Origin of the sequence: Paracoccus sp. IB05 (genome assembly GCF_016405985.1) — a bacterium.
GTDB lineage: Bacteria > Pseudomonadota > Alphaproteobacteria > Rhodobacterales > Rhodobacteraceae > Pseudogemmobacter.
On the sequence record NZ_JAEFCF010000007.1, the window covers coordinates 107,403 to 129,740 of the forward strand.

Consider the following 22,338-nt stretch of genomic DNA (forward strand, 5'->3'; position numbering starts at 1 on the left):
AGAGGGGGTTGCTGCCCCCTCTGGCCTCCCTTGAGGCCCTGCCGCCGGCCGGGGCCGGCAGCAATCAGATCAGGTGCTTTCGGTGCGGGTCAGGCCCAGAACTGCCAGCGCGGCCTGCGGGTCCAGATCTTCGGCTGGATCTGAAGGGTGGCATGTTGCGGCAAGTCAGCTCTCCTGTGGGGTAAGGGCGGCCAGGGCCGCCGTGATGTCTTCGGGGCTCCCGGCGGCGGCGATGGCGGCCTGGGTCGAGAGGCGCAGCGCCTCGAGGCCGGCGGCGGCAGATCGCCAGAGATCGGCCATATTGAGCCAGAGCTGCGCCAGCTGATCCGGGTCCGGCGCGGTGATCCCGGTCTCGGCCGAGAGCAGCGGGAAAGTCGCGAGATCGGGATCCGTGGCCGCGACCCAGGCGCGCGCCTCGGCCTCTTTGGCGAGATAGATCATATCCTGCCCCGGCAGCGCGGTGATCAGCCCGGCGCGGGCGCGGGTGATGGCGGCGGTCAGCGCGACCCGGGCCTCCTGGCGCAGCGGCTCGAGCGAGATCCGGACCAGTTCACCGCCGATCACCGCCCAGCCGGTAAGATCGCCCAGATCCTCCGCCGTCAGACCGGTCTCGATATACTCGCCCGGCAGGTCGGGCGTGCCCGTCAGCGTGCAAAGAATTCGGCCATCCGCCGGGTCATACCAGATCCGCATCAGCCCCAGTTCCCCATCGCATAGAAGGCGTAAAAGACCGTGAGCCCGGCATCGCCGCCCGTATAGGTCGGGGTCTGGCTGCTGATCAGCGTCGAGGAGCCGTCCTGATAGGCCCGCACCACAGTGCCGGGCGAGAGCGTCACATAGCCAAGGCCAAGGCCGGTCGTGCCGGTGTTGCGGTGCAGGATCCAGAGCCCCGCGCCGAGATTCGGAAAACTGCCGCTTCCCGCAGTGACAAAGGAGCCTGGCGCGGTCGGCTCCAGCGGCAGCACATCGGCCTTCACATCCCGCGCGGCGCTATCGGACATGACCACCCGGCCCGGCGTTCCCGGATCCCCGGAATTCCAGCCGGCGCCGCCGGCCCCGGGCAGGCCACCGGCCCCGACGACGACCCTGATCCGGGGCGAGGCATAGCCGCTCAGATCGATCCAGTCGGTGACAACCGCAGCCGCAGCCCAGCCGCCCTGGGACGGAACTCCGCCGATGCCGCTCAGGCCTCCCTTGCCGCCGCTGCCCCAGGCCGCGCCATGGGTCGAGACCGTGCCGCCATTGCTGTTGAGACCCCGCCCCTCCTGCCCCCCGGCCGAGACAAAGCTGTGTCTGAGCGTGGCGCCGTCATAGACGTAAAGAGTGGTCGCGCCGCCGGGATAGCCCCAGGTCGACTGGCCGCCGCTGACCTGCCTTGAACCGCCGCCGCCTCCGCCGCCCACCAGATCAAAACTCATGCGGCTGGTGCCCGCAGGCACATTGATGATGCCGGCGGTCGAGGCGGTGTAGATCGTCTGGGATGGCACCGCGTCACCCGAGACGAAATGCCGGGCATTGAGGATCTGCAGGCCGGTCGAGCTCGCGAGCTTCAGGGACTGACGCTTGCCGGCATTGGTGCGGCTGGCCGCCAGACCGAAACGGCCGCCATCATGGCCGAAATAGATCCCGTCCGTCTCATCCGAGGCAACCGAGGATTTGCCATAGCTGAGACCGGCGCCCGGCAGGATGGTGAGCAGGCTGTCGACATCAAGATAGCTGGCCGAGATCCGGCCACCGACCAGCCAGTTCACATTGAGATAATCGGCCGTCACCGTGCCCTGAAGCAGGATATTATCGGCCGAGATCCGCGCCAGCGAGGCAGAGCCGGTCGGACCCGATGTCGCGACCAGCTCGAGCACCGCGCCGCCCGATCCTGCGACCGCGCGCAGGCCAATCACGGCGGACTGGATGCCGGCCAGATCCGCGACGGCACGCTGGTAGATCGAGGTCTGGCTGTTGGCCAGCACCTCCTCGAAATCCAGCCGGTGCAGCCGGAAGGTCGCACTGGCGCGCGGAGCGCCGCCCAGCGTCGATCCGGCGAAGAAATCCAGCGCAAAGTTTGTCGCACTGCCCGGGACGGCGGCAGCCGGGCGCGGGATATAGATCTCGACCACCTGGACCTGACCGGTGCTCGCGACAATATAGTCCTTCAGCATCCGCACTTCGGCGCGGGTCGCGGTGTCGATCCAGAGCGCGCGCAGGCAGGCGCCGCTGTTCGCGAGGTTGCCGCCAATATATTCAATCTCGGCCCGGATCAGGATGCCGGCAGGCGAGACCGCGCAGTCAAGCGTGTTGATGCTCCTGTTCAGCCGGACCATCGGGCCATCGGTGGTGCCGCCGCAATAGGCCTGGAGGGCCGAGCTGTAGCGCACCCCTGTCGTGATCCGGCTGATCGCATTGCCGGTGCCGAGGACCACCTGCATCTCCTGCGGCGCCGATCCTGACCAGAGGGCGAAGACCGGGTTTTTGCTGACACCACCGCCGGTCAGACGCGCGGCGGTGTTGCGGTAATCCAGCGCCTGAGCGGCATAGCCGCCGGCCTCGGTCGCCCCGGTGGTCGCCAGCGCGCCGCTGGCGGCGGCGGATCCGGCAGACCCGGCGGCGGCGGTCTCGGAAGAGCGCGCGGCGATCTCGGATGACAGCGCCCCGGCCTGGGAAGCCTGCGCGGCATTGCGCGCGAGGATCGCAGCGGATTCATGAAGCGCTGCGGCGTCGCGCGCGGCGGCCGCGAGGCCCGAGGCCTCGAGCGTGTCCTCCATCGCCGCCACGACATCGGTGGTCAGATCGGCATTGCCGATCCGGACATCCGGCGTCACGACCGCGATCCAGCCGCTCCAGACCGTGGCCCGGTCAAGGATCGGGCGCGCGCGCACCCGATATGCCGTGGCCGGCAAGAGCCCGGCCACCAGCCGCAACGCGCCTGAGCTGACATTGTTATAGCTCCCCGAGAGGCTGGCTGCGGTCTCACTCGCGAGCCTTGCCTCCCAGAGAATGCCGCGCGCATCGCTTACGCCTGCCGCGTTCCAGGTCAGGGTGATCGCAGGCCGGCGCGCGGTCGAGCCTGCATCCGTGATCACCGAAGCGACTGCCGCGAGACCCGGCACGGTCTGAGGCGGTGGCGGCGTGGTGATGATGGCGGGCGGGCTCCAGGGGATCAGCCGCGAGGGCGACCAGTCGAAATCGCCGGCGTCACGCTCGCGCAGATGCAGGCCCTGATTGAGGTTCATCAGGATATCGGTGACCCGGGCCACCTCGAACACCTTGGCGGTGTAGCCATAGCGCGTCGAGGTCCAGCCGATGCTGTCGAGCGGTTCCAGCACAGCCGCCTCTGGCCCGATCCCGATGCGGTGCTGGCGCATGCGACGGTGGTCGGCGATGCTGGCCGCCATGACCCGCTGCACCTGTTCAGGGTAAGGACAGGCGGGCAGACGCAGATCCGCGACCAGACGGCGGCCGCCATCTTCGGCCTCCCAGGCGGCATTGTAGCGCGGCGGGGCCTCTTTCGATTCCCAGCGGCTTTCGGGGTCGGGATAGGTGCAGGAGATCCCGTTCCAGGTATCCGCCAGCGACGGGAACGGATCATATTGGCTCTCATCGCTGACCAGCACCGCGTCATCTGTCAGGAAATAGGATGGCAGGCTCGGCCCGCCGACGCGGATCTTCCAGATGCCGCCGATCTCGGACATCTGGGCGCAGGCCGCCTTCAGGAGCTCTTCAATGATCGCGGCCGGCTCGTCATCGAGCGCCACTTCGATGCCGCCGCGATATTGCGGCACAGTGCCGCCCGCGCCGTCAGGGATCGCGAGATCGCAGGCATTCATCGCCGCGAACCAGGTGTCGGGCGGCAGATCCTCGGGCTCGCATTCGCCGCCCCAGCGGAGGCCCGCCCCGACATCGATGCCGCGCATGATATTGTAGATCAGCAGCGCCGGATTGGCGCTCTGGGTCCAGGTGGCGGGATTGCTCCAGCGCTGCGGTCCGGAGCCTCCGACCGTGCTGTCGGCGCGCGGATCGTAGACCGGGATCCCCATCATCTCGAAGCGGATCTGCGGCAGGCCGTTGAACCGCTCGCGCGAATAGAAGAAATAGGTGGTCGCATAGCAGGTGCCGGGGCCAACCATATCCGCCGACCAGGGGCGGTCAGGATCATTGGCATAGGTCGGGAGAAAGCCCGGATGCGCCGTGGTCTGGCGGCCATCGCGGTAATCGATCCAGGCATGTCCGGCATAATGCCCGATGGCAGCACGCCCCCAGCCAGACGGGGACTCATCTCCGAGCGGCACCCATTTGTCGTCGATGATGACCCGGCGCAAGGTGCAGCCCGGCACCACCGACAGGGCAATGATGTAGTTCAGATAGACATTGGACAGGCCGCCGGCGGTGCCATGGCTCATCGGCGGCGCGATCAGCTGACCGCCGGTTGCGGTAAGCCCGAGCAGGAACTTCTGCGGCGTGGTGCCGCCCGAGGTGGTCGTCTCGGTCTTGATGCCGGTCGGGGAGAACTTCCTCTTGCCAAGCGCCATGGCCAGCATCGACAGCGCGATGGAGGCGCCGGTACGCAACAGAAAGGCCCCGAAGCCACCAGCGGCCAGGACATTCCCGATCCAGGTGCCGATCATGCTGATGGCAGCCGCCACCGGGCCGGCATGGGCCGGGCCTGCGAACAGCAGACAGGCGACCAGAAGGGTTGCGAAGCGGGTCATTGACGCCAGGCCCTCCGCGCCGAAGTCAGAAGCACGAGGCCGGCGCCGCGCGGGGTCAGGGCATAGATATGCTCGCCACCGACCACGCCCATCGCCGCGAGCCCGTCTTCGCCCTCGAGCTCGACCAGATCACCGACCTGCGCATAGGCGACCGGGATTTGCTCCAGCCCGCCGGTGATGGCCGATACATGGTCGGCATGTCCAAGGGTGCGCAGGAGTTTAAGCCCGCCTGCAATGGTCCTGTAACGCCCGATATAAGGCCCGGTCAGATCCTCGCCGCGCACGGCCAGACGGGCACCGCCGGCAAAGAGGATGCAGTCATGCCGCCCCGGCCGGTAAGCGGTTCTGCTATGCTCTGCGATGAAGGCGGTCAGGCGCGCGCGCCACTCGGGATGCCGGGTCATCGGGTGCCGCCGTCCCTGCTGGTGCTGCGGCCCAACGCGCCCCCAAGCGCGCCGGATCCGCTGCCGCCCGGCGCCGCGCTCGCGGCAACATGGCGCTCCTCGCCCCAATAGACCGGCACTTTGCCCGAGACATCCGCGTAGCGGAACAGACGGTCATCATTGCCGCGCTTGCGCATGGCCTCGTCGGAATAGCGCTGCGGCAGGCCGCGCGTCAGAGCCATGGCGGCCGAGGCGGCGACAATCGTGATCCGCCCCCCGATCATGCCTTTGGCAGGCGTCACGCGGGCGGCGCCATCAACCAGCCCTTTCCAGATCCGGCGCGGCGGGGCTATCGCCAGGTGCGACATCGGGTCGGCCATCACCCGATGCACCTCGATCGGCGCAAGGCGCAGATCATAGCCCTGCGCGGCATTCACCACCTCGGCGTTGGCAGTGGCGAGCCAGATCGAGAGCCTGCGCACCGAGAGCCCTATCTCGAAGGTGATATCGTCCATGCCCAGAAGCGCGCCGGCCGCCCGATAGCTGCGCTCGACGCCCCCGATGGTGAAGGTCTGGGCATCATCGCCGTTCCAGAACCCGGACGGCTCGATGGCACCAGTATCGCGGCGCTTTGCCCGGATCCAGACCAGCAGGCGCGCACGGACGCCCTCGCGCAATTGCAGATGGGAGAGTTCGGGGGCGGTATAGGTACGCATGATCAGCCCAGGGTCTGCATCCAGCGGATCGACATCTCGCTGGTGACGGTTTCGACAGAGGCGCCGAGATCGGCGGTTTTGGGGGTAAGCATTGCCTTGCAGACCGGATTGACGAAGGTGAGGTCGGCATCAGCCAGCACCCCCGGCCGCAGCGGCGGGGAAACCTCGACCAGCGGCGTGTTGCCCATAGAATTCGCGGCCACCGGCGCCATCAGCTCATGCAACCCGTAGCGCAGCGGCCCGGCGCCATAGGTGAACGATACAAGATCACCACGCGACAGCTGATAGCCCGGCGGCAGACCCCTGATATTGATCTCGCGGCGGTTCGCGGCCACGCCGATCAGCTTCGGGGCATAGCCCGAGAGCAGCGCTCCGCCCGGGTCGCGGCGCGGCCAGGGACGACGCGGATCGGTGACCAGAAAGCTCGCACCGGCCCGGCGCAGAAGATTGATCAGCGGCGAGATCTCCAGTGCTTCCTCATGCATCACATCCGAGAGGATGAAGGTGCCCTGCCAGAGCGACACCCCGATATCGGCGACCAGCAGAACGCCGTCAGTGGTCTCGGAGATCTCGAGATTCTCGGTCGGCTCAAACCGCACCGAGCCAATCGGCAGCAGGTCGAAAAACTGCGCCAGCGTCAGGGGGAAAGTGTAAACCGGCATCAGCCATAGATCCTTGGATTGGCATCGATCTCGGCTATGCGCGCCGGCAGATGATGGGCGGAGAAGGTCTCGAGCCCTTCCGTGGTGGTCGCGACCGCCACCTCCTGCGAAACCCGCTGCACCTCGGCCATCATCTTGCCCTCGCGGTCGTCGAAATAGGCCCGGACATCGACCGAGACCCTGGTCATGCCCATGCCGCCGGACATGCCGCCACCGGCGCGCGATCCTGACAGGCCCCAGCCCGAAGGCGCCGCGCTGCCATTGACCGATCCGAAAAGCCCGCCATCCGCGAATGCCGGCCAGGCCGGGCGCGCGCCGCCGATGATCGCCGCCAGATCCGCCATGCTGGCGCCCGAGTTCATCGCCTCGATCAGCGGCAGGTGTTGCGCCGTGGCGCTCGCATTGACGACATATTCGCCATTCGACAGCCATGCCGCGACCTTGTCATCGCGCGGACCACCCGGCCCCATAACCATGCCACCATCGGCCATCGGCATTCCAAGACCGAAGATCCCGGTATCGCCGGTCGAGCCTCCGCCGCCCCCGAAGAGGCCGCTGAAAAGACCGCCACCAATCCCGCCCCAGAGCGAATCCCAGGCGGCGGATGCGGCCATTTCCGCAAGTTTACCGATCAGCATTGAGATCGCATCGCGGAAGCTGTGCGCGCCGGTCACCAGCCCGACGAAGGCACTCTCGCCCGCGCGCCCGATCTCCTCGATGCGCGATTTGACCTCCTCAAGCCGCATGCGCTCGGCGATCAGCTTCTCGACTTCCTCGCGCTCCTCACCCACAACCCCCTTCAGGGCTTCGTGATTGCGCAGGATCTCGCGCTGCACCGGATCGGTCTCCAGCATCATCGCGATCTGCTGTTGTTCCGAGACCTTCAGATCTTCCAGCGCTTGACGCTGACGTTTAAGCGCCTCGGCAACTTCATCTGCCTCTTTGGCACCGCCACCAGCCCCACCCCTGCCAGCGCCCGGCACATCATCGGTGAAAACCTGGCCTGGACCGCCTTCCGGATTGAAGCGCGGATCCCGGGTGACCGGGCGCGGTGAGCCTGAATTCGGGCCAAAGCCAAGCACCGGCACACCGCCATAGACCGGATCGGGCGCCCGACCGACACCCGGGCCAAAGCCGATGCGTGGCTTCGGTGTTACCTTTGCAGGATCGGCAGAGCCGTTGATGTTCTGCAACTGAAGCGCAACACCAAGCGAGACCCCGAGGTCTGCCGCAAGAATGCGGGCCTGCCTGCCAGCCGCAGCGATCCCTGAGGCCATATCCACCCGGGCGAGGGACTGCGCACTGCCGGCGCCCGTCTCCAGCGATCGGGAGAGAAGGCGCGCTGCCTCTTCGGCGCCAAGAATTTGCTCGGCAGCCGCAAGGAAGCTCGCGGGGAATTCGCCACCCCGGGACAGAATGGCAGTCAAAACTTCGCGCACCTGCCCGAGGGCGGCGCTGGTTTCCTGCGGCCCCTTCGCGGCTCCAAGCCCATCAAGCGCCGCCTGAAGCTGTTTCGCCTGATCGACGGTCAGCCCGTATTCTTCCCGGATCCCCTCGATGATGCCTTTCTGTTGTTCCAGCGCGTTGATAACTGCTTCTGGGCCTCTGACGCCGAGATCAACGGCCTGCCGGGCCGATGCGACCGAGGCCTCCATATTGGCAATGGTTTCCAGATCGCCTTTCAGCCCCGAGAATTCAGACCTGATCGATGCGACACCTTCCGAAAGCGCCTTCAGAGCACGGACACGCTCAAGCAGCATCATCGCCTGGCTAAGCTCGCGGATCTCCCCGGCCTGGGCGCCCCATTCCTTGCGCAGTTCCCCCATCGGGGTCAGCACATCATCGACTGCCGATCGGTAAGACCGGACCCGGCTTTCCAGTTCGCTGATCGCGTCCTCAAGGCTCTTTGCCTTTTCGCCCGCGCCGGTGAACCATTGCAGCGCCGCTGCGCCGAAGCCGATCACCGCCATGGTGGCGAAGGAAAGCGGGTTGAGCATCGACGTAAAGGCACTCGCGATGGCTGGCCCGATCTGCATGCCCGCCGCGCGCATCTGGCCAAAGACCTGCACGACCTGCGGGCCTTGCTGCATCATCAGCATGAAGGGGCTCTGGCCCATCGACAGCATCATGCCGATATCGTTGAGCTGGTAGCCCAGATTGGCGACGTAGCTCGCGGCAGCGCCGGAAGAGGCCCCCATCTGGGTCACCTGCACCGATGCAGTCGCGAGGGCCTGACTTGCGCGGGTGCGCGCCTCTCCCGCGATCTGCGCAGTGATTGCGCCCTGGCGCTCGGCATCTGCGATGTCGAGAAGCAGGAGCTCATATTGCCGCTGCGCCGCGAATACCGGGTCAAACCGCGCGCGCAGCTGGTCCAGCGAATGTCCGTGACGAATATGCTCCGCGATACTCTTTTCTTCAGCCCGGCTGACCCCGGTCGAGCCATTGATCAGCTGCTGCAAGGCCGTGTCATAACGCGCGGTGGCGGCGGTGCTGCCGTCCATTGTTACGCCGGCCGCATCCATCCGGCCCTGAAGATCCGTCATCTGCCGGGTGAGCAGATCATGGGCGAGCGCGGCCTCCCGGGCCGTGAGCGCGCCCATCTCCTCCGCCACCGCCAGTTGCTGCATGCCGGCCGAAAGCGCATCCGCCTCGGCCACCATGGGCTGCAACTGGGCCCGCACCATCTGAACGACGCTGCCCCATTCGGCGGCACCATCGGCAGCGGTACCGGCCGCACCGCCGGCCTCGCGCATGGCGGCATTCAAATCGTCGGTTGCCCCCTGCATCTCCACCACGGCCGCCTTCGCGGCGCCGTGATTGGCTTCGAAAAGCAAAGAGACGCGGAGTTCGCCATTAGCCACGGTTCAGTTCCTCGATCGCGCCGGCCTCGATCGACCGGACATCATCCCAGATTTCAGGCGAGACCCGGACCTCCGCGAGGTCCAGGCCATGACGGGCGGCGGCATAATCCAGGCCGAGGAAAATCACCTTCGCCTGCTCCATCGTGCTGAGCGGGGCGGTGCGCCACTGGCCCGAGATCGCGCACCAGGCCTCCCATGCCGGCAGATGTTCCGCCCAGATTTCCACCGCTGCGGGCTCGGCCGCCTCGAGCGTCAGCCCCATCGCCTCGGCCCCGGCCTGCGCGCGGGCGCGGGCCTGATTGCGGGCCGAGGTACTGTCGCCCCGCGCCCACCGCTTGCCGAGGCCGGTCAGTTTCCCCGCTTCGCGGCCTTGATGCCCGAGGTATTGTCGAAATAGGCTTTGATCATCGCGACCCGGAAATGCGGCAGTTCGAGCAGCGCGTTGAAATTGGGATCGCTGAACTCGAAGGCGGCATTCTCGTCATCAACCAGCCCTTCCCAGCCCTGCACCACCTCGCGCAGGAAAGCAGTGGCACCATCGCCCGTCACCATTTCATGCGCCTCGAGCTCGGACTTCGTGAGCGCGCGGAACCGGGCCTTGAACCGCCCCTCGGACTGGCCACCATCGGCAGGGGTCAGCACCGTGACCGGCACGAGAAATTCAGGGTTGCGGATAACTTTAAGCATCGGGAACTCCTCAGGATGCGGGGATCAGGTGAAAGCGAGGGTGAACTGATTGTTGCCGTTGCCTGTCGGCAGGACGGAGCCGCGCAGCTGGGTCTCGACCACGCTGTCGACATTGGCCAGATCGCCCGGGTTGAGGATCTGGACCGAGGGCATCGTCAGGGTCACAACCTTGCCGGCGCCTAAGCCATGCACGAGGCTGATCGCCTGCGGTGCTTCCGAATCCGCGATGGCAAAGGGGTTGAAAGTGGCGAGCGGCTCAGCCTCGATCTGGAACTCCACCGCCTCGGCACAGGTCGGCAGAATGATCTGGCGACGCCCGATCAGCCCGCGATATTTGACCTCATTGGCCTTGTTGAAGGTGAAATTCCGCAAGGCTGCCGCAGCGAAGGCGCCAATCGAGAAGGTCGGCACATTCTCGGTCACGGCCACCTGCGGGATCTCGGTCATCTGCGACCCATAGGTCACCGCCGGCAACGCCTGGCTTACCGGCAACGTGAAGAGACCGGTCATGGTGAATTCGATCACCACGATGCCATCCGCGTTCAGCTTATACTGGAAGGTGCCGCGCGCGCCGATGATCTTGTAGAGCGTGCCATCGACATTGAAATAGATCGAGCAGCTGTCACCGTTGCCGGAGATCCCGTTATAGGTGACCGAAGTCGTCGGCACGATCACCTCGGCACATTTGCAGCAGCGCAAAAACACGCCATAGGCAGGCGGCGTGCCGGCGGTGCCGGAGGCCTTTGCCTCGACCTCAAAGGTGATCCTCGCCTGCTTGCCCACCAGCATCGAGGGCCGGTTGCCCTGAAAGGGGCGCGCATGCTGACGCTTGACCTCGGTGGCCTCCATCGGCGTGTAACGCACATTCTGGCCGAGAACCGCATTGACCGTCCCGGTCGGCACCGAGTCCGTGCCATAGGTGGTTTCGATCTTGGCCATCAAGGCCTGCATGTCCCAATTTGCCATGATCAGTCCTCCTGGCTTGCGGGTTTAGAGGCGGGTTTAACGGCCCCTTTAACGGCGGGTTTCGCAGGCTCGGTCAGTTCGACCGGCGCCACTTCGGAGACCACCGTTGCCTGGGTCATATCTGCCAGCGTGAGCGCGCCGGTCTCGGGGTCGCGGATGTAAGAGCCGCCCGAGACGGGCAGCGGGGCGGTGTCACTCATGTTGAAATCCTGATCTGGTCAGCGGCGGTGAACTCGAAGGCCCAGGCGAGGGTGCCGGGCCGGAAGGCAACGATGGTTCCGAGGACGAGCGCATAGGGGCCGAAGGCGCCCTCGGGCTTCCAGCCGGCAATGGCCTCGCGCACCGCCTTCTTCAGCCCCTCGAGCTCGACGGCCGGCTTGTCGCCCTTCCGGTTCGAAATCTCGCGCACCAGAATCACGATCGAGATCGTCTCATGCAGGGGCTGGCGATAGGAGCCGGCAGCAAGCTGCGGCTGCCCGCCGCGCTCTGCCGTGGCGATGATGAAGGCCGATGCCCCGGTATGGGTGTTTGCAGGCCCCCCTTTCAGGACCGCATCCAGATCGGCGGCCACGCCCACCTGGCGCAGCCCCGGCACCTGATCCTTCAGGCGGGCTATGATGGCTTCGGCATCCATCAGATGAAGCCTGTCATGGACTCAGGCGTGAAAGCGCGCTCCCGATCGGTGATCTGCACCCCGGAGCCCTGCGGCGCCGCCGGCTCAATGCCGGCAGCATCCTTCAGCTGGATGGTCCCTTTCGAGATCTCGGCCAGGCGCTTCAGGGCATTGTCGTAATCTTTCTGGATCTTCTCCTCGGGCGAGGTGACGTGCAGATCATAGATCGCGATCACCTCGGCGAGCTTGGTCACAAGTTCCGGCACGGCTGTCAGCGGCAGCTGATAGGCGCCCAGAAAGCCGTTGATCAGATCGTCGGCCCCATTCAGCGCGCGCGCCACAGTCGCCCCGTCGATCACGCCTGAAGGCGGATCGGCGTGATCCGTCAGCATGACAAGCAGGTGCTCGCCATAGCGATCGATCAGGTTTTGCACGGTGGCGTAAGACATGTGGGCCTCGGATGAAAACGGGATGGGGGGCGATCCTCCCCCCTGGCTGCCGGGTCCAGGCTCTCGGCCCTGGCTTGCTGGCGTCGGGGCTGCGGCAGCTTCCCCTGGTATTGGCGCCCCCTGCACGAGGGAGGAGAATGCAGGGGGCTTTGCCCGGCGCCGGGAGGAGGATGGCGCCGGGCGAAACCTCTATTCGACGCGGATGATGGTCAGTTCGGGATCGTCCTCGATGGCGCTCAGCTGCTCTTCGGTCAGGTCCGCGACCTCGACCGGCACCGTCTCCCGCGTAAAATGCCGCCCTGCCCGCCAGCGACCTTTCTCAGGACCGCGCACGTAAATCCGCTCCGGCCAGATGGCATGATCAGCGGGGCCACCAGCGTCGGTGGCACCATCGACCGGGGGGTTGAGGGCGCCCTCCGCAAACAGAGCGCCGGGGGAGAGCCCGGCCAAAGCCGCCCCCTCCCCCGTCACCGTGCCCCCGGTTCCCGTCGCGGGCACATTCGCGGATTGCATCGGGCCGGTCGCATTCAGGTCGGCCGCGCCGGCCTTCTCGCCCTCGTCCGCATTCGCTTTGGTCGTCGTCGGCTTTGTCGTCTTCGTGGTCGGATTTGCCATGAGTGATGCTCCTTCGGCTTAAGGTCAGGGGCGGGAGTGCCGCCCCCTCGGGAAGCCGACCGCAATCAATGCGATCAGGCGGCGGCGAGCCAGGGCGTCGACAAGAGCTTCGCCGTTCCCTTCCATTCGTTGTCGGAGCCGCTGATCTGATCATTGTTGAGAAGGCGCATCGCCTTGCCCTCAAGGGTGGGCGACACCACCAGAAGATTGGGTTTGAGGCCAAGCGGACGGCCATGATCGCCGGTCAGGCTCATCATCGCCGCGCGGGCTTTCTCATAGTTCGCCGGCGTCAGATCCTGCTTCGATCCCCAGGCCATCTGCCAGAAGCCAAAGCCGGTATTTGCCCGGGCATCGGCGCCATAGATGAATTCCTTGTTCATGAAGACGTTCTGATCATCGAGCTTGTCGAGGTTGACGAACTCGAAATCCTTGCGCTTTTGCAGGATGATCGGCTTTACCGCGCGGCTGACATCAAGCAGGAACCAGGCCGGGCCAGAGCCGCCATCCGTATTCGCCACCTGATTGACCGTCTGACCGTCTGCCGCGATCACCGGGTGATCGGTATCGAAGAAAAACTGGCCGTCATAGCAATTGGTGGTCCAGCCCGCGAGCAGCTGGGCGAAGACCATCTCGTCCCATTTCGCGCCGGTCGACATGCCCATTTCGGCAAAAAGTGGGGTATAGATGCCGAGATTGTCGGTTTCGATATCGTCCCGATCCACTCCGATTGTCAGCTCGAGCGGCTTCTCCTTGATGGCATAATCGTGCTGGCTCAGATTCTGGACCTGGCGCGGCCCGATCCATTCGCGCACCGAGGGCACTTTCCCCAGCCAGCCGTATTTCTGCTCTTTGGTGGCGGCCGGCACCACGGTCGCAATCTGTTTGAAATCCGAGGACGCCTGCGAAAGCGCTCCCTGAAAGGTGGTTTTGAAGCCGGCGCGAAGGGCGTCGAGGTTTCTGGCGTTGACGAGCATGGGGGCTGGATCCTTACGAAAGCACGGCGCGGGTCAGGGCCTCATCGAAGCGGATCCAGACGCCCAGGGCGTCCACGTCCTCGATGACGCCCGCCGGCGAACGGGTGTCGGTGGCGGAGGTTTTGGCGACAGTCTGATCGTCCACGACATAGGCGGGCTGGCCGATTTCGGCGCGGGTGATCAGATCGGTGGAGGCCGAGTTCATGAAGCGGTGGATACCGGGGCGGTAGCGGATCGGCTGGACGCCAGCGGATGCGCCGCTGGTCACGGCCTCGATGGAGACGCCAACGCCGACTGAACCAACTGCCGTGGCGCCCTTCAGCAGATTGCCGGCGGCATTGCGCATCAGGATCGTGCCAAGGAACACAGCCTGCGATGCGGCGAGAAGACCCACGCGCTCATCGCCTTCACGGCGGGGCGTGTTGCGGTCAGAAACAGCAGCGGTCACTGGCGGGCCTCCTGTTCGGTTTTGAGGGTGGCGAGGTAATCGGCCTCAGGGATGCCGAGCAGCTTCGCAGCGGTCAGCTGTTCGGAATTGAGCTCGGTCAGGACCGCACCCGGAGGCAGATCGGTGGTGTGCGACCGGCCAAGCGGCGCCATGCCGGCGATGATCGCCTCGGTGCCGACAGGGTCAGACATATGCATGTCGATGAAGCGGTCGCGCGATGGCTTCACACCCACGCGGCCCTCGCGGATCGCGCCATCGACAAAGGCCACGGCTTTTTCGCGCTGGCCCGTTTCCTGAAGGGTGTTGAACCGGGTGGTGATGTCGGTCAGCTGGCTTTGCAGCTCGACGATCTCGGCCGGGCGCGCAGTGGCTTTCGCAGCGACACCGGTGAGGATCGCAGCATTGTCGCCAGTCACCCCGAAAGCCGCTCCGAGCGCGGTGATCGAGGATTGCAGCTCCGGCGCGGTTGCCGGGGCCTCTTTCAGCTTCCGGACAGCGGCAAGGATCGCCTCCTCACCGGCATCCGCCCCGAGGCCGAGCGCCTCAAGCAGTCTCGCCATATCCATGAATTGCTCCTGATGAAGAACGGGGGTCAGACCCCGCAGATTGGGGGTATTGGTCAGCGAGGCCCGCCCGATGGCGATCACCGCGCCGGATTTCGCATCCCGGAAAAGCACCGGAGAAATGCCGCGATAAGCGCGATCTGCCAGCAATGCCTTGCCGGTTTCGGTCCATTCCACCCGCCCCCAGATCCCGTCCTCGCGGGACTGGAGCTCGACAATCCAGCCGCGCGCCGGCGCCGGGCCACCTTTCGGAGCCGCGAGATCGGTGGCGTGGTTTTCGTCGATGGGCATGCCCCGCTCATTCGCGAGCGAGGTCCGGATCACCGCCTCGGGGTCCGCCACCCGGTATGGGCCGCGCCCGTCATGGGTGGTGATGCCGCCAGCCGTGGCCGGCAGGAGGTGGATCCATTCGGGCACATCTCCTCCGGAAGGAAGCGAGATGGCCGAAGCCAGAATAATATGGGGTTCGGTGCGACGGGTCATAGGCTGACAATCGCAGCCGGGAGCCGGTCAAACTAACCACAACGGTTTGCGGTGTGGTCGCCGGGTAATCGCAGGCAGAGACTGGCGTGGCGATCAGCCCGGGTCAAGATCAGATGAAGATGGTCGCTCTGAGCCCATAGCTGCCGGTCGGATTGTGGACTAGAGATTGGCAGGAGCGCAAAAACCTGAACGAGGAACATGCCAGTGACCCGATTGACCTGCGAAGCGCGTCCTAAACGACTATGAGACGAGTTCTGACTTTCTGCGCTGCATTCTTGACTGGTGCGACCGTTTGGTTCGCGTTGCAGGTCGTGAACGCCATAAATCCCTTCCTGAATTGGCAATACCCACCCCTAAGACTGATCATTGGCATGACATTTCCGGGCGGGGCTCCACCCAGCCTGCACTTTCTTAGCCATATTGCTCAAACTTGGGTGCCGTTTCTGGCCGCGTTCTTGGTTGCCTACGCTCTGACAGGCCACAAGGCACGGTTCTCAGGGGCGGTTGCCGTGTATGTCGCATTTCTCATCTGGTCGTGGGGAATGGTAACTCTACACACGCTGGGTGTAGCGCAGCAGACCATCTTTTCTATCGGGATTGCAGGCACATTCTTTGGAAGCCTTGGCCTATACCTGTGGCTGATCTGTCCAGTCCGCTCTGAATAAACTCCGCAGGTGCAAATGACGGCTTTGTCCCGCATAGCTGACGCTCAGGGCGAAACAAGCCCGGTGAGATATTCCTCGACCAGCTCGACCAGATTGGTTTCGTCCTCGGCCGAGATCCCGAGGAACGGCCGGGCCGGGATATCGCCCCAGGGAATCGGGAAGAAATAATCCTGGCTCTTCGCCCGCTTCTCGCTCGGCCGGGTCCGGCCCGTGCGGGCGCCATAAGGCCCCCTGTTCTGCCCCGAACTGCATCACCGCTGCATAGATCAGCGCGGACCCGACCCTGACCTGGCTGCGCCCCGCCCGGTAATGGATCGCAGAGGAAAGCTGCCCCGAAGGCCCGAAGAGAGGCCGGTTGTCGACCTTGTCACCCCGGGCGAGATAACGCGCGATGGTGGTCTGGCTCTTCGCAGCCCAGGCGCTGCCGTCAGGGGCCTTGCCGGTCGGGAAGCGGTCTTTCGTGGATTTGACCAGATATTCGCCGATCTCCTGCATGGCCGGCGTCGTATCGTCCAGACCGCGCGCCAGGCGCTCCAGCGCGGCAGAAACGGCCTCGGTGTTGATTTCGACGGTATACATGGCTATTTTACCCCTTGCAGGCGTGACACGGTAATATTCTCGCGGCCGTAGCACGATCATCTGATCGGAGCGCTATGCAGGGTTTCCGGGAAACCGGACTGCGGGGCCCTGCCGTCTGCAATCAATCCTTACCCTTGCGCAGCAGGCGGCGAACTGTTCGATCTGCCTCCACCTGATCAGCGCTCAGGCGCCTGAAGCTGGTCACGAACAGGCCATCCCCCGATTTCGTGACCTTGACCACCAGCACATAGCCCGAGGCACCGGCCTCCGCCTGCACATAGATTAATGTGTTCGGGCCATCCTGAATGCGGCGCGTCGCCATATCGACCGCGCGCTGCGCCATCAGGTAATCCAGCCCCAGGAGCTCCGGATGCTCCCTTTCCTGCTTTGCTGCGGTCTCGGCCGAGAGTGAGGCAATCCGGGGTTTTGATCCGAGCGCGAGAGCATCGGCATCCGGGATCCGGGCCAGCGGCCAGCTGCCTTGCGGCGCTTTCATCCAGTCGCTGAAGGCATCCATCCGAAGCCAGGATTGCAGCAGATCGATCGAGGGACGCGCCGGCAGGACTTCGAGCCGAGGCGGGATGCACCGCCCTGGAAATCATGTCCATCACCGGACACTCGAATATCAAAGAGATCGAAACCTACTGCGCCGCCGTGAATAAAAAGCGCCTCGCAGAGGCTGCAATCTACAAGCTCAACGGGGCAGCATGAGAACGGGACAGAAACACAGATTGGCTAACGCCCAAATCACGTTAGCCAAAACGCCTCGCAACCTATTGAAAAACAATAAACCGAAAGAGGGTTTGGTAGGCCCGGAGGGCGTGAGATTTCTGGCGGAACCCTTTGAAAACATACGGGGCGATTGCCCCATTGACCCACGCCGCCCCGGCTAGGGAAATCAAGGGGTTAGGAGGGGCACTGTCCCACCATTTTTCCCAAAAGATCCGCCCGAAACCCCGACCACACCTGATCCCCGGCGACCACCAGCGGACCCTGCCGCGATCCCGCGATCCGGGCCAGCCGCTCGACCTCTTCCGGCCACTCGGCCCCTGCCCGCTCTTCATAGGCCAGGCCCGCCCGATCCAGCGCGCGTTTCGTCGCAACGCACGGGCCACAGCCCGGCGAGGTGTAGAGGATGATCATGGGTTTGTTCCGGATTAGGGAGGTGGATCAGAAGCCGGTGTAGCCAGCAGGCGTCATGACGGGACCGGGCAATGCAACCTCAGCCGCCATCATCTCGACAGACGCGGGCGCGCCACGCTTGCCGCAATGCAGGCATTTCATGATTGCGAGGGCCTCGGCGCGGATTCCCCGACCGCCCGGCTCGAGCCATTGGGGCGGCATATCGTCCGCCGCCAGGTGGCGCGACTGACCGCAAGAACATTTGAGGTGAAAGATCCGCTTCATGGTGAGAACATATAAAGAACAGTTAACGATTCGAGAAGCCCGGAACAGGCCATATGCCATCTGTACATCCATCGGCCAACCCCTTCCAGAACCGGCGCATGGTCCACGCTGCGCAGGACGGCATGATCATCACCATGCGGTGCAATGGCTGCAGGCGGAGCGTTCACTTCTGGGCATCCGATCTGGTGAAAGTAGTCGGCAATGATCACCAACTGCATATGGCACCATGGCCTTGCGCGCGGTGCAAAAGCGCGGAGTGGATTAATGTCTCCTGGCGGGTTCCTTCACCCGACTTCCTGAACGGATTGACCATACGCCGACCGATCAGGCAGGTTGTGAAATGGCTATGGCGCAACGAGAAGGCCTGACGATGTGCAATCTTTACAGCCAGACCACCTCACCCGAGGCGATGCGCCAGCTCTTCGCCGGGCTGACGAACGCCGCCGGCAACATCGAGCCCGGCGATATCTGGCCCGATCGCATGGCGCCGATCATCACGGCCGGGGATGACGGGCATGTTCTGCGCACTGCCCGGTGGGGCCTGCCCTCCCCGCCCCAGTTCCACAGCAAAAGCGGCATCGACCGCGGCGTCACCAATGTGCGCAACACCAACTCGCCTCACTGGCGGCGCTGGCTGGGCCCGGCACATCGCTGCCTTGTGCCGCTCGACAGGTTTGCCGAGCCGCGCCAGGGCAAAGGCGCAGGCAATGCTTGGTTCGCGCTGAAAGAGGATCGCCCGGCATTCTTCGCGGGGATCTGGGTGCCGGACTGGACAAGCATCCGTAAGCTGAAGGACGGTGAAACCACGGATGACCTCTTCGCCTTCCTGACCTGTGATCCCAATGCCGAAGTGGCAGAGATCCATCCCAAGGCAATGCCGGTGATCCTGACTGAACCGGACGACTGGGAGGAATGGCTGGTAGAGCCGTGGACGGATGCCAAGTCGCTACAGGGACCACTGCCAGCCGGGACACTGGAGGTCAGTGAATGATCCGGCTCGCCACCCTCGCGTTCTTCATCGGCCTCTCAGGCTGCGGCCCGCTGGATTACTACAGCGGGCGCAACATGGATTTCTATCACGCGGGATAGATCATTCTTCGGCGGGAATGCGGTTGGTGGCGTGATCCTCATACTGTTCGGTCATGACGTGCCGACCGTCATGCCCGCCCTTCCGAGGATCCTGCTGCTTGTCCCGGTTGGACAGTACCCCGTTAGGGCGAATTTTGTCTATGTCAGATAGGGTTATAGCGCCTAAGGCATCCCCCTTGCCATGAAGGCCCTTGCCGAATTTCTTGTGCGATGCGTTTGCCATGATGTTTCTCCTTCCAGTGAGACAACGGATGGCAAGGGTAGAGGATTCATGGCGATAACGTGAGGTCCGCGCAGCGGTTGATTTGGAGGGGCCTGAGCAGAGATGAAAAGGTTTCGCGCTCGGCAGGTTTCATAATCAATGGATCCTAGTCAGAGATCATCAGCATGGACGTCAACCAGCTTCAACTATTTTTGATAGGTGAGAATACGGTTTATCCGAAATCGGCGCCCATCGCTATCTACTCGGATGAAGGTGACACCCCTTTCCTAATCAATACCACGGTGAACGCGCAACCCACACGCTGGCCAACTTGATCGTGACGGATCAATTATCTAATCACCAGAGGCATCAATAGAAAAACCACACCCCTTGAGCTTAATGTACGCCTTTTCTATTTCATTCATCTCGCGCTTTGTATGAAAGCTTGTTCCTTCGAACAACAAAGGCTCCGGCTCCCCGAAACACCAAGTCTCAGCCTTATGAGTTGATTTATCTTTTCTAGCTTTCTTTTCAAAAATCTCTCTAAACCTACGGGGAGATATCCCCATAAAATGTTCAATCTTAACCTTACCCTGAACATTACTATCCGACGATATTGAATCCTGATGCATCTGAAGAGCTCGACTCTTAGCATATGGCTCAATATAGACCACGCGAGATATACCAGATGCCACGATATGTTTAGCACAATTATGACAAGGGAATGTAGTAACTATCATAGTCGCTCCAGACAAACTTCGCCCCAGTCGCGCCGCCTCTGTGATTGCACTCATCTCAGCGTGAGTAATCCGCCCAAATTCTGTAAGATCAGATATGGCAAGCTTCTTCAGTCCAGATGAAAAATCACTATTTTTCATTTTCTCTTCATAACCCTCCACAAGAACGTTACAGTCTTTAAGAAGATTAACGAAGCCATCAATTATACCTGAAGTTTCAATCTTGTTACTATCTACACCAACCTCTATATCCCTGGCGGGCCTTGCGTCATCCCCCCAGTATTGCCCACCACCCGCGGAAGGAACCTCATTACAGCCAAGAGATATGATATCCCCTGATGAGTTCACGATGGCAGCCCCGACTTGACGGCTCAAATCTACTGATCGAAGAGATGCAGTCTTAGCCATCATGGCCCCGAACTCTTCCTTGTGCGGACTGACGTGGTTGCTACCAAATATAGCCTTAACAAAACGCACCAGTCCCCGGGAAATTTCATCGCGCGTATTACCGGCCACGAAGAAATCAGCTGACTGATATGCGTCCAGCATTCTCTGACCAGCTTCGTTGGACAGCTCCATCTTGTCTGTCGCGATTAATTCTCTAGCTTTAGATTCACGATCACTGCCATTAAGGCGAGGCTCCATCCGTGACACATAAGTTGTCACATTATGCATCTGTTTAGCTTCATCCACCGCAACAGACACCTGAATAAAGCTATCACCATAAACATACCTTAAACGAGATATCTCCTCATCCCTCTTAAGCTGTCTAATTATATATGCAGCCTTAGGGCGTGGAATTTCTGTGATAGATATTTTATCATTGAGCGGAGTTACGTTATCCTGCCGGTTCCGCTCTCCACGCTCCCTTTTTATCTCTAACATCGCAACGGTGGCTAGAATTGCATTATCGCCAGTATCACTTCTCACCGAATTAGCTAATTCAATCTTGGAAAAAAGCGAACCACCCGCATCCATTTTACCCACCATGCTTGGCAAAACAGATGTAATATGAATAGGTATAGGCTCATACCCCACTTGTCGTAAAGCAAGCGAAAGCTCTTCAACTATGCAATCCATATCGGCCCCTATTGGGCCCACAAGTCCAAATACAAGCTCAGGATAATTCTTCACCTTCGAAGCATTCATATTTGCCGCACCCCAATCGGTTCTTGAAATTTCCACCACAGGTTGGCACTATGGTTCATCCTATTCAGAATCTTCAAGAGGATTGTCGTCAATGGAAAAACGCAAGACACCGGTAACCGAAACCGCGTCGGAGAACCCATCATCGGCAGTTTCGTACAGTCAGATCTTTCGCGAAGTTGTCGAGCGACGCAAGCATGATGACGAAGAAGGCCTCGATCAGCGGATAGGCTCGCAGGGCGCCAGTGAATACCTTCTTCTTTAGTATCAAAGCCCTACGTACGAAGACATAGGTTCCCCTCGCTCATCCACCGTCGCACTGATTTCGCGATAAGAGCCACACAGTAGTGCAGTCGCGCCCCTCCGCCGAGGGGCGTTTTTTTTTGGCATGCCGACTATGCGCCTGCACCAGCCAGAAGAACCAAGCACGCAGAATCGCGAGACCAGCACGCTGCCGTTTGGCGCATAGCCAGGCAACAAAGCCTGACTGATCTTGCTCTGCACCAGCTTGGCGAGGATCGAAGTATCCGACCCGACCAGCGCCCGGATCGCATCCGGCACACTCTCCCGCATATGGGCGATCGCGGCGTCACGCAGGCGCGGGCCGTCTGCCACCTTACCGTCACCAGCGCTTGCAGGCACCTTCAGCAATCATGATCTCGCCCAGATCTCGCCCGTCTGGGAGGGCGCAGACACCGACTTCGCGATCGTAAGATCGCCTACCCTCCAGCCGACACGTCAGCGTCTGACCTGTGACGAGTTGCTTTACGCGGCGGGTTGCGCGCTCACCGCTGGACGTTCCGCTCTCGGCGCAATCCAGATTTGCGATCCGAACCGGGATAAGTCCGACCACTATTGTGTCACCGTCGCGGACGCGCGTTACTCGGTCGATGAGGCGACTTCCCACAACCCGGGGGCCATTGTGAACCCTAGGTAGTGCCACCCTTTGTCCGGCCGTTCGAACTGAAGCCTCCAGCCAGACGCCCGCCCGGCTATCTGGGGCAACAGCAATCCCCAGAAGCAAAAGGATCACAAACGTTAGCAGGTTGGCGGTGAAATCTTCTGGCGCCCAACGCGTGATCTGTTGGCGTGCTCGACGGAATGACCGTCCAGGCTTTCGGAAATGATAGGGCGGACGTCTTTTCATGAGGCCCGCCCTAGCGTTGGTTTGTGACCAAAGATTGGCGTCAGCGAACGCCCCATCGGGCAAACACCCCCCAGGATGCTGCCACAGCGCCACCCACGGCGGTGAGTAGCGTCGGCAGGTGAACGGTCAGGCTCTGGGCGTCAGCATCCCAGGCAACGCCCCAGCCAGCCAGCCAAGCGGCGGTGAGGCCGAGGAAGGTGGATAGGACATAAAGCGCGAGGCGCAGGTAAACGGAATGCATGG

25 protein-coding genes and 1 pseudogene are annotated in these 22,338 nt (G+C 62.8%); 2 read left to right on the forward strand and 24 right to left on the reverse strand.

Features of this window, described 5'->3' with window-relative positions:
- Nucleotides 1-165: 165 nt before the first annotated feature.
- The 21 genes and pseudogenes from JC607_RS06940 to JC607_RS07035 form a co-directional block, all read right to left on the reverse strand.
- Entirely contained in the window at nucleotides 166-693 is a 528-nt protein-coding gene (locus tag JC607_RS06940; protein ID WP_198836213.1) for a hypothetical protein, read from the reverse strand.
- On the reverse strand, nucleotides 693-4,703 hold the full coding sequence (locus tag JC607_RS06945) for a phage tail protein (RefSeq protein WP_198836214.1): 4,011 nt from the start codon (nucleotides 4,701-4,703) through the stop codon (nucleotides 693-695). The genes JC607_RS06940 and JC607_RS06945 overlap by 1 nt, the downstream gene beginning before the upstream one ends.
- Nucleotides 4,700-5,107 carry a hypothetical protein gene (locus JC607_RS06950; RefSeq protein WP_198836215.1) on the reverse strand — a complete coding sequence of 136 codons (408 nt, stop codon included), beginning with the start codon at nucleotides 5,105-5,107 and terminating at the stop codon, nucleotides 4,700-4,702. Before JC607_RS06950 ends, JC607_RS06945 begins: the two co-directional genes overlap by 4 nt.
- Nucleotides 5,104-5,802: a hypothetical protein gene (locus JC607_RS06955; RefSeq protein WP_198836216.1), complete on the reverse strand. Its 699-nt coding sequence runs from the start codon at nucleotides 5,800-5,802 to the stop codon at nucleotides 5,104-5,106. The genes JC607_RS06950 and JC607_RS06955 overlap by 4 nt, the downstream gene beginning before the upstream one ends.
- Nucleotides 5,803-5,804: 2 nt before the next feature.
- Nucleotides 5,805-6,464 (reverse strand): hypothetical protein, encoded by a 660-nt coding sequence (locus tag JC607_RS06960; RefSeq protein WP_198836217.1) that lies wholly within the window; start codon nucleotides 6,462-6,464, stop codon nucleotides 5,805-5,807.
- Nucleotides 6,464-9,325, reverse strand: a complete 2,862-nt coding sequence (locus JC607_RS06965) for a phage tail length tape measure family protein (protein WP_198836218.1) — start codon at nucleotides 9,323-9,325, stop codon at nucleotides 6,464-6,466. The genes JC607_RS06960 and JC607_RS06965 overlap by 1 nt, the downstream gene beginning before the upstream one ends.
- Complete coding sequence (locus tag JC607_RS06970) at nucleotides 9,318-9,587, reverse strand: DUF1799 domain-containing protein (RefSeq protein WP_198836219.1); 270 nt, start codon at nucleotides 9,585-9,587, stop codon at nucleotides 9,318-9,320. Before JC607_RS06970 ends, JC607_RS06965 begins: the two co-directional genes overlap by 8 nt.
- Nucleotides 9,588-9,673: 86 nt before the next feature.
- Nucleotides 9,674-10,012, reverse strand: a complete 339-nt coding sequence (locus tag JC607_RS06975) for a hypothetical protein (protein WP_198836220.1) — start codon at nucleotides 10,010-10,012, stop codon at nucleotides 9,674-9,676.
- Between the two features lie 24 nt (nucleotides 10,013-10,036).
- Nucleotides 10,037-10,978: a phage tail tube protein gene (locus tag JC607_RS06980; protein ID WP_198836221.1), complete on the reverse strand. Its 942-nt coding sequence runs from the start codon at nucleotides 10,976-10,978 to the stop codon at nucleotides 10,037-10,039.
- Between the two features lie 2 nt (nucleotides 10,979-10,980).
- Nucleotides 10,981-11,178: a hypothetical protein gene (locus tag JC607_RS06985; protein WP_198836222.1), complete on the reverse strand. Its 198-nt coding sequence runs from the start codon at nucleotides 11,176-11,178 to the stop codon at nucleotides 10,981-10,983.
- On the reverse strand, nucleotides 11,175-11,612 hold the full coding sequence (locus tag JC607_RS06990; RefSeq protein ID WP_198836223.1) for a hypothetical protein: 438 nt from the start codon (nucleotides 11,610-11,612) through the stop codon (nucleotides 11,175-11,177). Before JC607_RS06990 ends, JC607_RS06985 begins: the two co-directional genes overlap by 4 nt.
- Entirely contained in the window at nucleotides 11,612-12,040 is a 429-nt protein-coding gene (locus JC607_RS06995; RefSeq protein ID WP_198836224.1) for a gp436 family protein, read from the reverse strand. Before JC607_RS06995 ends, JC607_RS06990 begins: the two co-directional genes overlap by 1 nt.
- Before the next feature lie 189 nt (nucleotides 12,041-12,229).
- Entirely contained in the window at nucleotides 12,230-12,655 is a 426-nt protein-coding gene (locus JC607_RS07000; protein WP_198836225.1) for a hypothetical protein, read from the reverse strand.
- Between the two features lie 74 nt (nucleotides 12,656-12,729).
- Nucleotides 12,730-13,629 (reverse strand): Mu-like prophage major head subunit gpT family protein, encoded by a 900-nt coding sequence (locus JC607_RS07005; protein ID WP_198836226.1) that lies wholly within the window; start codon nucleotides 13,627-13,629, stop codon nucleotides 12,730-12,732.
- Nucleotides 13,630-13,642: 13 nt separating this feature from the next.
- Nucleotides 13,643-14,077, reverse strand: a complete 435-nt coding sequence (locus JC607_RS07010; RefSeq protein WP_198836227.1) for a hypothetical protein — start codon at nucleotides 14,075-14,077, stop codon at nucleotides 13,643-13,645.
- The gene (locus JC607_RS07015; RefSeq protein WP_198836228.1) at nucleotides 14,074-15,123 is read right to left on the reverse strand and encodes a phage protease; all 1,050 of its coding nucleotides are present in this window, start codon (nucleotides 15,121-15,123) and stop codon (nucleotides 14,074-14,076) included. Before JC607_RS07015 ends, JC607_RS07010 begins: the two co-directional genes overlap by 4 nt.
- Before the next feature lie 709 nt (nucleotides 15,124-15,832).
- Nucleotides 15,833-15,943 carry a hypothetical protein gene (locus tag JC607_RS25980; RefSeq protein ID WP_370584767.1) on the reverse strand — a complete coding sequence of 37 codons (111 nt, stop codon included), beginning with the start codon at nucleotides 15,941-15,943 and terminating at the stop codon, nucleotides 15,833-15,835.
- Between the two features lie 130 nt (nucleotides 15,944-16,073).
- Nucleotides 16,074-16,427, reverse strand: a pseudogene (locus JC607_RS25985) (phage virion morphogenesis protein); the annotation flags it as partial.
- Nucleotides 16,428-16,488: 61 nt separating this feature from the next.
- Nucleotides 16,489-16,884 carry a hypothetical protein gene (locus JC607_RS07025; RefSeq protein WP_198836230.1) on the reverse strand — a complete coding sequence of 132 codons (396 nt, stop codon included), beginning with the start codon at nucleotides 16,882-16,884 and terminating at the stop codon, nucleotides 16,489-16,491.
- Nucleotides 16,885-17,273: 389 nt separating this feature from the next.
- Nucleotides 17,274-17,510, reverse strand: a complete 237-nt coding sequence (locus tag JC607_RS07030) for a glutaredoxin family protein (protein ID WP_198836231.1) — start codon at nucleotides 17,508-17,510, stop codon at nucleotides 17,274-17,276.
- 27 nt (nucleotides 17,511-17,537) lie between these two features.
- A complete protein-coding gene (locus tag JC607_RS07035; protein WP_198836232.1) occupies nucleotides 17,538-17,846 on the reverse strand; it encodes a hypothetical protein in 309 nt (102 codons plus the stop codon).
- 274 nt (nucleotides 17,847-18,120) lie between these two features.
- Between JC607_RS07035 and JC607_RS07040 the strand changes: the two genes are divergently transcribed.
- On the forward strand, nucleotides 18,121-18,765 hold the full coding sequence (locus tag JC607_RS07040; protein WP_233092727.1) for an SOS response-associated peptidase: 645 nt from the start codon (nucleotides 18,121-18,123) through the stop codon (nucleotides 18,763-18,765).
- 99 nt (nucleotides 18,766-18,864) lie between these two features.
- Here JC607_RS07040 and JC607_RS07045 read toward each other — a convergent pair whose 3' ends face one another.
- The gene (locus tag JC607_RS07045) at nucleotides 18,865-19,086 is read right to left on the reverse strand and encodes a hypothetical protein (protein WP_198836233.1); all 222 of its coding nucleotides are present in this window, start codon (nucleotides 19,084-19,086) and stop codon (nucleotides 18,865-18,867) included.
- A gap of 332 nt (nucleotides 19,087-19,418) precedes the next feature.
- Entirely contained in the window at nucleotides 19,419-20,951 is a 1,533-nt protein-coding gene (locus JC607_RS07050; protein ID WP_198836234.1) for an anti-phage dCTP deaminase, read from the reverse strand.
- A 91-nt stretch (nucleotides 20,952-21,042) separates the two neighbouring features.
- Between JC607_RS07050 and JC607_RS07055 the strand changes: the two genes are divergently transcribed.
- On the forward strand, nucleotides 21,043-21,213 hold the full coding sequence (locus JC607_RS07055) for a hypothetical protein (RefSeq protein WP_198836235.1): 171 nt from the start codon (nucleotides 21,043-21,045) through the stop codon (nucleotides 21,211-21,213).
- 922 nt (nucleotides 21,214-22,135) lie between these two features.
- On the opposite strand, the gene JC607_RS07060 is transcribed toward JC607_RS07055, so the two are convergent.
- Complete coding sequence (locus JC607_RS07060; RefSeq protein ID WP_198836236.1) at nucleotides 22,136-22,336, reverse strand: hypothetical protein; 201 nt, start codon at nucleotides 22,334-22,336, stop codon at nucleotides 22,136-22,138.
- Nucleotides 22,337-22,338 lie beyond the last annotated feature (2 nt).

Coding starts and splice junctions, on each gene's coding strand:
- JC607_RS07025 (WP_198836230.1), bottom strand. CDS start 16,884: ATGGATGCCTTCAGCGACTGGATGAAAGCGCCGCAAGGCAGCTGGCCG.
- JC607_RS06950 (WP_198836215.1), bottom strand. CDS start 5,107: ATGACCCGGCATCCCGAGTGGCGCGCGCGCCTGACCGCCTTCATCGCA.
- JC607_RS07015 (WP_198836228.1), bottom strand. CDS start 15,123: ATGACCCGTCGCACCGAACCCCATATTATTCTGGCTTCGGCCATCTCG.
- JC607_RS07040 (WP_233092727.1), top strand. CDS start 18,121: ATGGCGCAACGAGAAGGCCTGACGATGTGCAATCTTTACAGCCAGACC.
- JC607_RS06960 (WP_198836217.1), bottom strand. CDS start 6,464: ATGCCGGTTTACACTTTCCCCCTGACGCTGGCGCAGTTTTTCGACCTG.
- JC607_RS07005 (WP_198836226.1), bottom strand. CDS start 13,629: ATGCTCGTCAACGCCAGAAACCTCGACGCCCTTCGCGCCGGCTTCAAA.
- JC607_RS06955 (WP_198836216.1), bottom strand. CDS start 5,802: ATGCGTACCTATACCGCCCCCGAACTCTCCCATCTGCAATTGCGCGAG.
- JC607_RS07055 (WP_198836235.1), top strand. CDS start 21,043: ATGGAAAAACGCAAGACACCGGTAACCGAAACCGCGTCGGAGAACCCA.
- JC607_RS07050 (WP_198836234.1), bottom strand. CDS start 20,951: ATGAATGCTTCGAAGGTGAAGAATTATCCTGAGCTTGTATTTGGACTT.
- JC607_RS06995 (WP_198836224.1), bottom strand. CDS start 12,040: ATGTCTTACGCCACCGTGCAAAACCTGATCGATCGCTATGGCGAGCAC.
- JC607_RS06975 (WP_198836220.1), bottom strand. CDS start 10,012: ATGCTTAAAGTTATCCGCAACCCTGAATTTCTCGTGCCGGTCACGGTG.
- JC607_RS06985 (WP_198836222.1), bottom strand. CDS start 11,178: ATGAGTGACACCGCCCCGCTGCCCGTCTCGGGCGGCTCTTACATCCGC.
- JC607_RS06945 (WP_198836214.1), bottom strand. CDS start 4,703: ATGACCCGCTTCGCAACCCTTCTGGTCGCCTGTCTGCTGTTCGCAGGC.
- JC607_RS07000 (WP_198836225.1), bottom strand. CDS start 12,655: ATGGCAAATCCGACCACGAAGACGACAAAGCCGACGACGACCAAAGCG.
- JC607_RS06970 (WP_198836219.1), bottom strand. CDS start 9,587: ATGGGGCTGACGCTCGAGGCGGCCGAGCCCGCAGCGGTGGAAATCTGG.
- JC607_RS06940 (WP_198836213.1), bottom strand. CDS start 693: ATGCGGATCTGGTATGACCCGGCGGATGGCCGAATTCTTTGCACGCTG.
- JC607_RS07060 (WP_198836236.1), bottom strand. CDS start 22,336: ATGCATTCCGTTTACCTGCGCCTCGCGCTTTATGTCCTATCCACCTTC.
- JC607_RS06980 (WP_198836221.1), bottom strand. CDS start 10,978: ATGGCAAATTGGGACATGCAGGCCTTGATGGCCAAGATCGAAACCACC.
- JC607_RS07035 (WP_198836232.1), bottom strand. CDS start 17,846: ATGGATGTACAGATGGCATATGGCCTGTTCCGGGCTTCTCGAATCGTT.
- JC607_RS07045 (WP_198836233.1), bottom strand. CDS start 19,086: ATGGCAAACGCATCGCACAAGAAATTCGGCAAGGGCCTTCATGGCAAG.
- JC607_RS06990 (WP_198836223.1), bottom strand. CDS start 11,612: ATGGATGCCGAAGCCATCATAGCCCGCCTGAAGGATCAGGTGCCGGGG.
- JC607_RS07030 (WP_198836231.1), bottom strand. CDS start 17,510: ATGATCATCCTCTACACCTCGCCGGGCTGTGGCCCGTGCGTTGCGACG.